The sequence below is a fragment of the Deltaproteobacteria bacterium genome (assembly GCA_003194485.1).
Lineage (GTDB): Bacteria > Desulfobacterota > Dissulfuribacteria > Dissulfuribacterales > UBA3076 > UBA3076.
Map to the genome: position 1 here is coordinate 223748 of PQXD01000001.1, position 7731 is coordinate 231478.

5 protein-coding genes are annotated in these 7731 nt (G+C 51.6%); 2 read left to right on the top strand and 3 right to left on the bottom strand.

The window, feature by feature from the left end:
* Positions 1-126 precede the first annotated feature (126 nt).
* The gene (locus tag C4B57_01120) at positions 127-1254 is read right to left on the bottom strand and encodes a cysteine desulfurase NifS (GenBank protein PXF56152.1); all 1128 of its coding nucleotides are present in this window, start codon (positions 1252-1254) and stop codon (positions 127-129) included.
* Positions 1255-1476: 222 nt separating this feature from the next.
* On the opposite strand from C4B57_01120, the gene C4B57_01125 reads away from it, so the two are divergent.
* On the top strand, positions 1477-2463 hold the full coding sequence (locus C4B57_01125; GenBank protein PXF56153.1) for a tRNA (adenosine(37)-N6)-dimethylallyltransferase MiaA: 987 nt from the start codon (positions 1477-1479) through the stop codon (positions 2461-2463).
* A gap of 169 nt (positions 2464-2632) precedes the next feature.
* Positions 2633-3172 carry a CDP-diacylglycerol--glycerol-3-phosphate 3-phosphatidyltransferase gene (locus C4B57_01130; GenBank protein PXF56080.1) on the top strand — a complete coding sequence of 180 codons (540 nt, stop codon included), beginning with the start codon at positions 2633-2635 and terminating at the stop codon, positions 3170-3172.
* A gap of 5 nt (positions 3173-3177) precedes the next feature.
* Here C4B57_01130 and otsB read toward each other — a convergent pair whose 3' ends face one another.
* Positions 3178-7125, bottom strand: a complete 3948-nt coding sequence (otsB, locus tag C4B57_01135) for a trehalose-phosphatase (GenBank protein ID PXF56081.1) — start codon at positions 7123-7125, stop codon at positions 3178-3180.
* A 310-nt stretch (positions 7126-7435) separates the two neighbouring features.
* Entirely contained in the window at positions 7436-7708 is a 273-nt protein-coding gene (locus C4B57_01140) for a hypothetical protein (GenBank protein PXF56082.1), read from the bottom strand.
* Between the last annotated feature and the right edge of the window lie 23 nt (positions 7709-7731).

Sequence of the window (7731 nt, forward strand, 5' to 3'; positions counted from 1 at the left end):
TTCGTAAGCGTTTACAGGGTGCTGCAGATGCGAGGCGGAGGGTGCGCAGACGTACTCCCTTGTTCAAGTGCCCGACCTGCCTGCCGGCAGGCAGGCAACAAAGCAGATGCGGTGCCCTGTGAACGCTTACATCCTTTCAAGCGCCCTGCCAATAGCCTTGGCGGCAATTTCTACATCCGATTCGGTAGTACACCGGCCCAGCGAAAGACGAAGTGTCCCCATGGCTACTTCCGGCGAGACTCCCATGGCTGCGAGCACATGCGAGACCTTAATTGCCCTGTCATGGCAGGCCGCACCGGTAGAGGCCATAATCTCCGGGGCCTGGGCCAGGATCTCCGCCCCATTTTTGCCGATAAAACTGACGCTCAAGGTATTTGGAAGTGTATTCCCAGGATCACCATGCCTGATTACAGGATACCCCATTTTGGATAGCTCTGCATAGAGCTTTTCCCTGAGACCTGTTTGCCTGTCTGCCTCGGCCTTGATATCCCTGGCGACAAAATCGCAGGCAGCTCCCAGTCCCACTGCCAGGGGAACCGGCTCGGTGCCTGGCCGGATGCCCTGCTCCTGGCCTGCGCCGAACATGAGCCGACCAAGGTGCGCCCCTTTCCTGCAATAAAGGGCGCCTATTCCTTTTGGTGCATAGAGCTTGTGTCCTGCAATACTCAGGTAGTCTATTCCGAGATATTTGACATCCACCGGGATCTTGCCCACGGCCTGGGCCGCATCCGTGTGGACCAGTACCCCGCGCTTGCGGGCCAGTTGCGAAATAGCGGCTACCGGCTGAATGGCCCCGGTCTCATTGTTTGCCAGCATCACTGAGACCAGCACTGTATCAGGACGCAAGGCCCTTTCAATCTCCATGGGATCTACAACTCCCTGGCTGTTTACCTTTATGAAGGTCACGTCCCAACCCTGTTCAAGCAAATGCAGGCAGGGATTCATAAGGGATGGGTGCTCGATACGAGTGGTGATGATGTGCCGCCCTTTGCCGGACATGGATTGGCATACACCCAGTATGACGGTATTATTGGACTCCGTGCCTCCGCTGGTAAAAAGGATTTCAGTCTGATCCGCATTGAGCAGCGATGCCACCCGGACCCTGGCAGATTCCAGAACCATCTTGGCCGTTTTGCCGAACCTGTGTCCGCTGCTGGGATTGCCCCATTTATTTTTCAGTGCAGAGCTTACTGTCTCCTGCACCGGCTTTGCAACCGGTGTGGTTGCGTTGTAATCAAGATATATTCCGGACATTCCCGGAGGAAAGGCTTCTTTTTCTGCCATGGTTTTGTAATTTTTCTGTTATTAATTCATTTTCAGGACTTCAGATGATAAAGTCGGTGAAGAATTTTTCAATATAACAAAGCGTTTCCAGGGCAACAACACGCTGAAGTGATTTTGACAAGCGTATTTTTGTCACCGGATGTCCTGCATTCTATGATAAAATATAAAAATGAGTAAGTTATGGTAAAAGCGATGATTGGATCCATCAGCCACCAAATCACCCGATTTCCCCTGGTGGCCCTTGTCGGCCCGACTGCTGCCGGAAAGACGGACCTGTCTCTCCGCCTTGCGAAAGAGATATGCGCTGAGATCATAAGTGTGGATTCAGTGCAGGTATTCAGGGGACTTGATATCGGGACCGCCAAGCCAGACCCTGAGGAACAGCAGCAGGTCCCCCATCACATGATTGACGTCGCGGATCCTGATGAGCCCTTCGACGTGGCTGACTTTGTGCATAAGGCGCTGGGCATCATCAGGTCGATGACATCGAGGGGAAAGGTGCCGTTGCTGGTCGGAGGTAGCGGACTTTATCTGAGGTCTCTTCTTGAGGGACTGGCCCCGTGTCCTGGACATGACCCCGTGGTGAGGGAAATGTTGCGTAAAATTTTGTCGAATCATGGGAAAAGGGCCTTGCATGACATACTTGCCCGTGCAGACCCGGAAGCAGCGAGCAGGCTCCATCCGAATGATACATTCAGGGTAATAAGGGCTCTTGAGGTGTATCATCAGACCGGCGAGCCCATATCAAAATGGCATAGGAGGCATAAAAGTATGTCAGGTCAGAGACTGCCCTGCATAAAGATAGGACTGGTGAGGCCCAGGGAAGAACTCTATGAGCGGATTGACTCGCGGGTTGACTATATGCTGGATGCCGGGCTCCTGGAGGAAGTGGAATTATTGTTGAATAAAGGGTATTCACATCGTCTTAAACCCTTGCAGTCCCTTGGATATCGGCATATGATCCGTTTTCTCAGGGGAGAATCGTCCCTTGATGAGGCCGTAAGTCAATTGAGAAGGGATACCCGTCACTATGCAAAGCGCCAGCTCACCTGGTTCCGGGCCGATCCTGAGATCAGATGGTATCATCCTGAAGCCCTGACGGACGTCTACAGTATCTGGCATAAAATTAGATCTGATTCCGCTAAAAAAACCCAATCCGCGGCGTTGCATAAGAGCTGAAAGCCTGAAGCCGAAAGCTGAAAGGGGCTGATTGCGATAGCTCTTTGAGCTTTAACCTTTGAGCTTTGAGCTGATTTTAGCGCCTTGCACCTGCCTGCCGGCAGGCAGGTCTCGGGCTTTTTGAGCGGAATCATGTTTCAGACTTTTTGCAGTGAATGAGATCTGAGAATTGAACATACCTAATTTACTGACACTCATACGCATTATACTTACGCCGTTGCTGGTGATACTCCTTATCAACAGTAAATTTGCGGAAGCCCTGATTGTTTTCACTGTAGCCGGAATAACCGACGGCCTGGACGGACTGATAGCTCGATATATGAGACAGAAGACCCGTATCGGCGCCATTTTGGACCCTATTGCAGACAAACTCCTTCTCACATCAGCTTATGTAACCCTTGCGGTCGTAAAGTTACTGCCGGCCTGGCTGGCAGTAACTGTGATCAGCCGGGATGTGATAATCGTGTTCGGAGTCCTGATAATATTTCTGTTTCAGGGTGGAGTGGAAATCCGCCCGTCTGTGCTGGGTAAGATAACTACCGTGGCCCAATTGGGGACTATTTTTGTAGTTCTTGTAAATCGTGAGTTGGGAACACTGAGCAGGTTTTTACCTTTTCTCTATGTGGCTACTGTCCTGATCACTGTGATATCCGGACTTCATTATATGTATCTTGGGACCCGATTCCTTGGTCCTGATGAAAACACTTAGCAACTTTAAAATACGACCTCTTCGGTCTCTCCCTCTTTGAGTTCAAAATCCTTGTCTTTAACCCGGACCTGAATCGGCTTTGCCCTGCTCGAGAGGGCTGTAATCTTCAGCCTGTCGGAGGCAATGTCCAGATCCAGCCAGTGTCCCCGATATCGAAGATGAAAGTGCACCTGCCTTATCTCCCTGGGAAAGGATGGATTCAGGCGCAGCACGTCACCCTGTGCCTCCAGTCCTGTATAACCTCGCTGAAGCATATCCACGCAGCCGGCCATGGCTCCCAAATGAACACCTTCCCGTGTGGTGCCGCCCTGGATGTCGGCTATATCCGTTTTCAGGGCCTGGTTAAAGAATTCCCACGAACGTTCCCTGTCCCGCCGGATGGCAACCCAGGAATGAATGATCCAGCTCAGGGACGAGCCGTTGGAGGTACGTTTCAGGTAGTAATCAATATTTTTGGGTATGGTTTCATATTCAAAGGGATATCCCAGCTGGCTGAACAGCTTTTTCAGTTTCTCGGCGCTGAAAAGATAGAAGAGCATCAGGACATCGGCTTGTTTGGAGACCTTGTAGCGGTTTGTCGTGTCGTTTTCCGCCTCCAGGATCCGGTCCAGGCGCTGAATATTCCCGTATCTTTTCAGGTAACCCTCCCAGTCGAATTCCTCCAGGCGGCCATAACCCTCAAACTGGCTGATTATTCCGTCATCATGGAATGTCACCCGCATCTTGCGGCTCATCTCTTCCCATCTCTCCATTTCTGTCTCTTTTATGTCAAGCTTTTGGTATAGCTGAATGAATTGCTCCTCGGGAAGGATGCGAGGCAGTTCAAGTGCACGGTTCATTACAAAGGCCACCATAATGTTGGTGTATGCGTTGTTGTTCAGGCCCGGCTCATCTGCTCCTGGATAGCTGTCATGATATTCGTCCGGGCCCATGATGCCGCGGATCTCGTACCGGTCAAGCTCCTGATTATATGTTGCTATACTGGCCCAAAAGCGGGCGATTTCCAGTATCATCTCACCGCCGTAAAAGGACAAAAATTCCAGGTCGCCGCTGATCTGCCAGTACTGCCATATATTGTAGACAATGGCGGCGTTTATATGACGCTGCCGGTGCGAGTGATCCGGGATCCATCGGCCTGACCTTGGGTTGAGATGGATCTGCTGGGTTTCCTCTCTGCCGTTGCTTGCGCTCTGCCACGGATACATGGCTCCCTTGTAGCCCAGCCTGCGGGCGGCCCTCCGTGCCTCTTTGAGGCGGCGATAGCGATACATGAGCAGGCTTCGGGTAATCTGTGGGGCCCTGTAGTTAAGAAAGGGAAAAATAATCAGCTCGTCCCAAAAGATATGCCCGCGGTAGGCCTCGCCGTGCCATCCCCGTGAGGGTATCCCCACGTCGATGTCGATAGAGTGCATGGAAGAGCTTTGCAGAATATGGAAGCTGTACAAACGGATGTTTCTTTGTATATGATGGTCATCAGAAGAGACGCTCAATTTCCCCTTGACGTCAAACCTGCGCCACAGGTGCTGCCAGGCAAGGACATGGGACCGGAGCAGACCGGAGAAGCTGCCGGCATCAGTGATTGCCTTCTCCGCCTCAAGGGAGCACTCAGAGATGGCCGGATCCCTGGAGGTGTACAATGAAACCGTCTTTTCTATGGTAATCCCTGTCCCTTTGGTAACCTCCACTGTAAATAGCTGGGCAACATAGGCCGGACTTTCCATTACGGTTCGTTTGAAAGCCAGTGGTTTTCCGTCCCGGAATATTTCCGTCCTTGCACCCATCGCAACGTGCAACCCGGACTGGCTGGTACGCACTTTCAAAAGCATTCTGTTTTCATCGATCAGTCTGCTTTCCACCGGCTCCAGATGCCTGTTGCTCAGACCTTTATAACGTTCTACGCCGGAATTGGTGACCCGGCCGTCCAGTGCAGAGCGAATCTCCAGTTTACCGCTCCAGTTTAACGGCGTAATGACCGTTTTCAGTGCAGCCACATGTTTATCGCCGATATGGACCAGCCGGCACTGGAGCAGTCTCGTTTCCCGGCCCTTCGTATCCCTGAATCGCACCGTCCGGTGAAGCATCCCTCTTTTGATATCCAGATGCTGGCAATAGAAAAGGATGTCCACCGCCTTTAGATCAAACCATTCTTCACCAGGGATATGGAAATTGAGGCAAAGCCAATTAGGCATATTGACCAGATCCTCGTTCTCTATGGTCCGGCCCGCTATTTTGGTCTTGAGGCGGTTGTAGCCGCCGGCCAGGTAGGTTCCGGGATAGTGGATATCGTCTGCATCCGCCTCCGGCCCTGTCCCCCGGGTACCGAAATAGCCGTTTCCCAGGGTGCACAGCGCCTCCCGCAGGCCTTCTTCTTTTGGATTGAAGCCCTCACAGGTCAGTGACCAGGCATTTCCATGTTCCAGCGCGGACTTCAGTTTGCACAGAAACATACGAACCTGATCAGGAGATTTCAGTCTGAGCACGGCTTCAGTGGTCCGGGAATTTTCCCCCACCACAATGCCTATGCCTTGCCCGGCGAGGGCCTCAAAGGCGTCCTCATCCGTAATATCGTCTCCTATATAAAAGGGAAAGATCCCCGGACCGACAAAATTCAGGGTATCCAGAATCCAGGAAATCGCCTTTCCCTTGTCCCAGTCGATATCGGGCCTGAGTTCATAGACCTTCTTGCCCTCTGCCTTTCGAAGCCCTGAATAATGATCAGCCGCACGGTCTACAATTTTTTCCACCGAACCAGCGTGTTCGTCCCCGACATTACGGTAATGAACCGCAATGGTAAATTTCTTGCGTTCTACCTGGGCGCCTTTGATATCCGCAAGTTGCCGCTTCAGGTCTTCTTCGGCCTCATCAAGGACCGGGAGGAGCTTTATGGCCTCTTCATGCTCCATCTTTAGATCTCCCGGTCCTTTTATTTCAAAACCGTGGCTGCCGGCATAGCAGATGTTTTTGATACCTACCCGCTCTTTTACGTCTTTAAGGCCTCTTCCGCTTATTATCGCTAAAGGGCATTGGCCGGACAGACCGGCAAGCGTTTTTCGCATATCTTCGGACAGTACGGCATCCTCGGGATGGGAGACGATAGGGGTCAGTGTGCCGTCATAGTCGAGAAAAACGACCACTTCTTTGCCCCCTATCTGTTCCCTGATTTCCTCAAAGGCCTCCAGGGCATGGGGCAGGTCCTTCATATCAGCCGCCGTCTTTATTTCTGAAAGGTCCTGGACCACCATGTCGGCCCCTGCTTCTTTCAGCGCCTTTTCCTGCCGTGCCCGGTCGACTCCTATAACCAGGCCGAATCCCCCTTTGCGTCCGGCCTGGACACCTGAAACAGCATCCTCCACCACCACGCACCTTTCAGGTTTAACCTTCAGCCGCCGGGCTGACTCCAAAAAGATGTCCGGCTCGGGTTTGCCTGTAAGGTCAAGGACCTCGGAGTCCATCCCATCCACCTTTGCATCAAACAGATCTGTGATATTGGCCCTGTCAAGGATATCAGCACAGTTCCTGCTGGAAGAGACGATGGCGGTCTTAAAGCCCCTCTTTCTGAGCCTGCCTATCAAGTCTATGGTGGATTCATAGACCCGCACCCCTTCCATTTTCAGGCGCTTCAAGAACAACCGGTTTTTCCTGTTTCCCAGGCCGCAAACCGTTTCTTTGTCCGGTGAATCATCGGCATTGCCGTATGCAACCTCTATCCCGCGGGAGGCAAGAAAGCCCTTCACTCCTTCATGACGGGGCTTGCCGTCCACGTATTTACGGTAATCGGCACCGGAATCAAAAGGTTCAAATGTTTCGTCTTTACAGCGTTTTTTTAGTAATTCATCAAAGAGATCCTTCCATGCAGCGGCATGGATACATGCTGTCCTGGTAACCACTCCGTCCAGATCAAAGACGACCGCATCATACCTGTCCCTGGAAATTTGATATCTCTTATTGCCCATTTCCGGTCTTCCTAAGACAACGATCGGGTTCTAAATTATCCGAATGCTCAAAATAGCAAGAAAAAAACGGCAATTCCAACCATTTCCCGTCACTCAGCACCCGAGCTCTTGATGCAAGTTTCTGTTTGAGTAGCTCAATCGCATTAGATAAACGCACATACTATCAATGAAGTCAAGACCTGCAAGCGTCATGGCTAAACCTATGGTGATCCGCACTCGAAGTTTGATAGCGGAAAAGACCAACAAGAAGGTCGAAGAGCCTTAAAGTTCAGCCTGACCTGCCGGGGGTCTCATGCAGAAAGCAGGCCGGTCAATATTTCATCAACACCCCTCGGTATTCCCAATGTGTTCTTCTTAGAAAGACGATTTTGACCCCAAGCAGTCCCTGTCTGACATAACGGCTGGCAGTCACCTTGGCGGAAGCCCTGCTGACCTCAAAGACCCTGGCAATCTCCTCATAACCGAAATACAATTTTTTAATTTTATTTTTCCATGCGCCAGGTCTAAAACCTTCGCCTTTCAGGCGAAAGGCTTCAGCAGTTAAGGGATCGTGGTAAACTTGCTCATGGGAGGTTATCGCCATAAGCAAAGAATATCGCAAGGGGC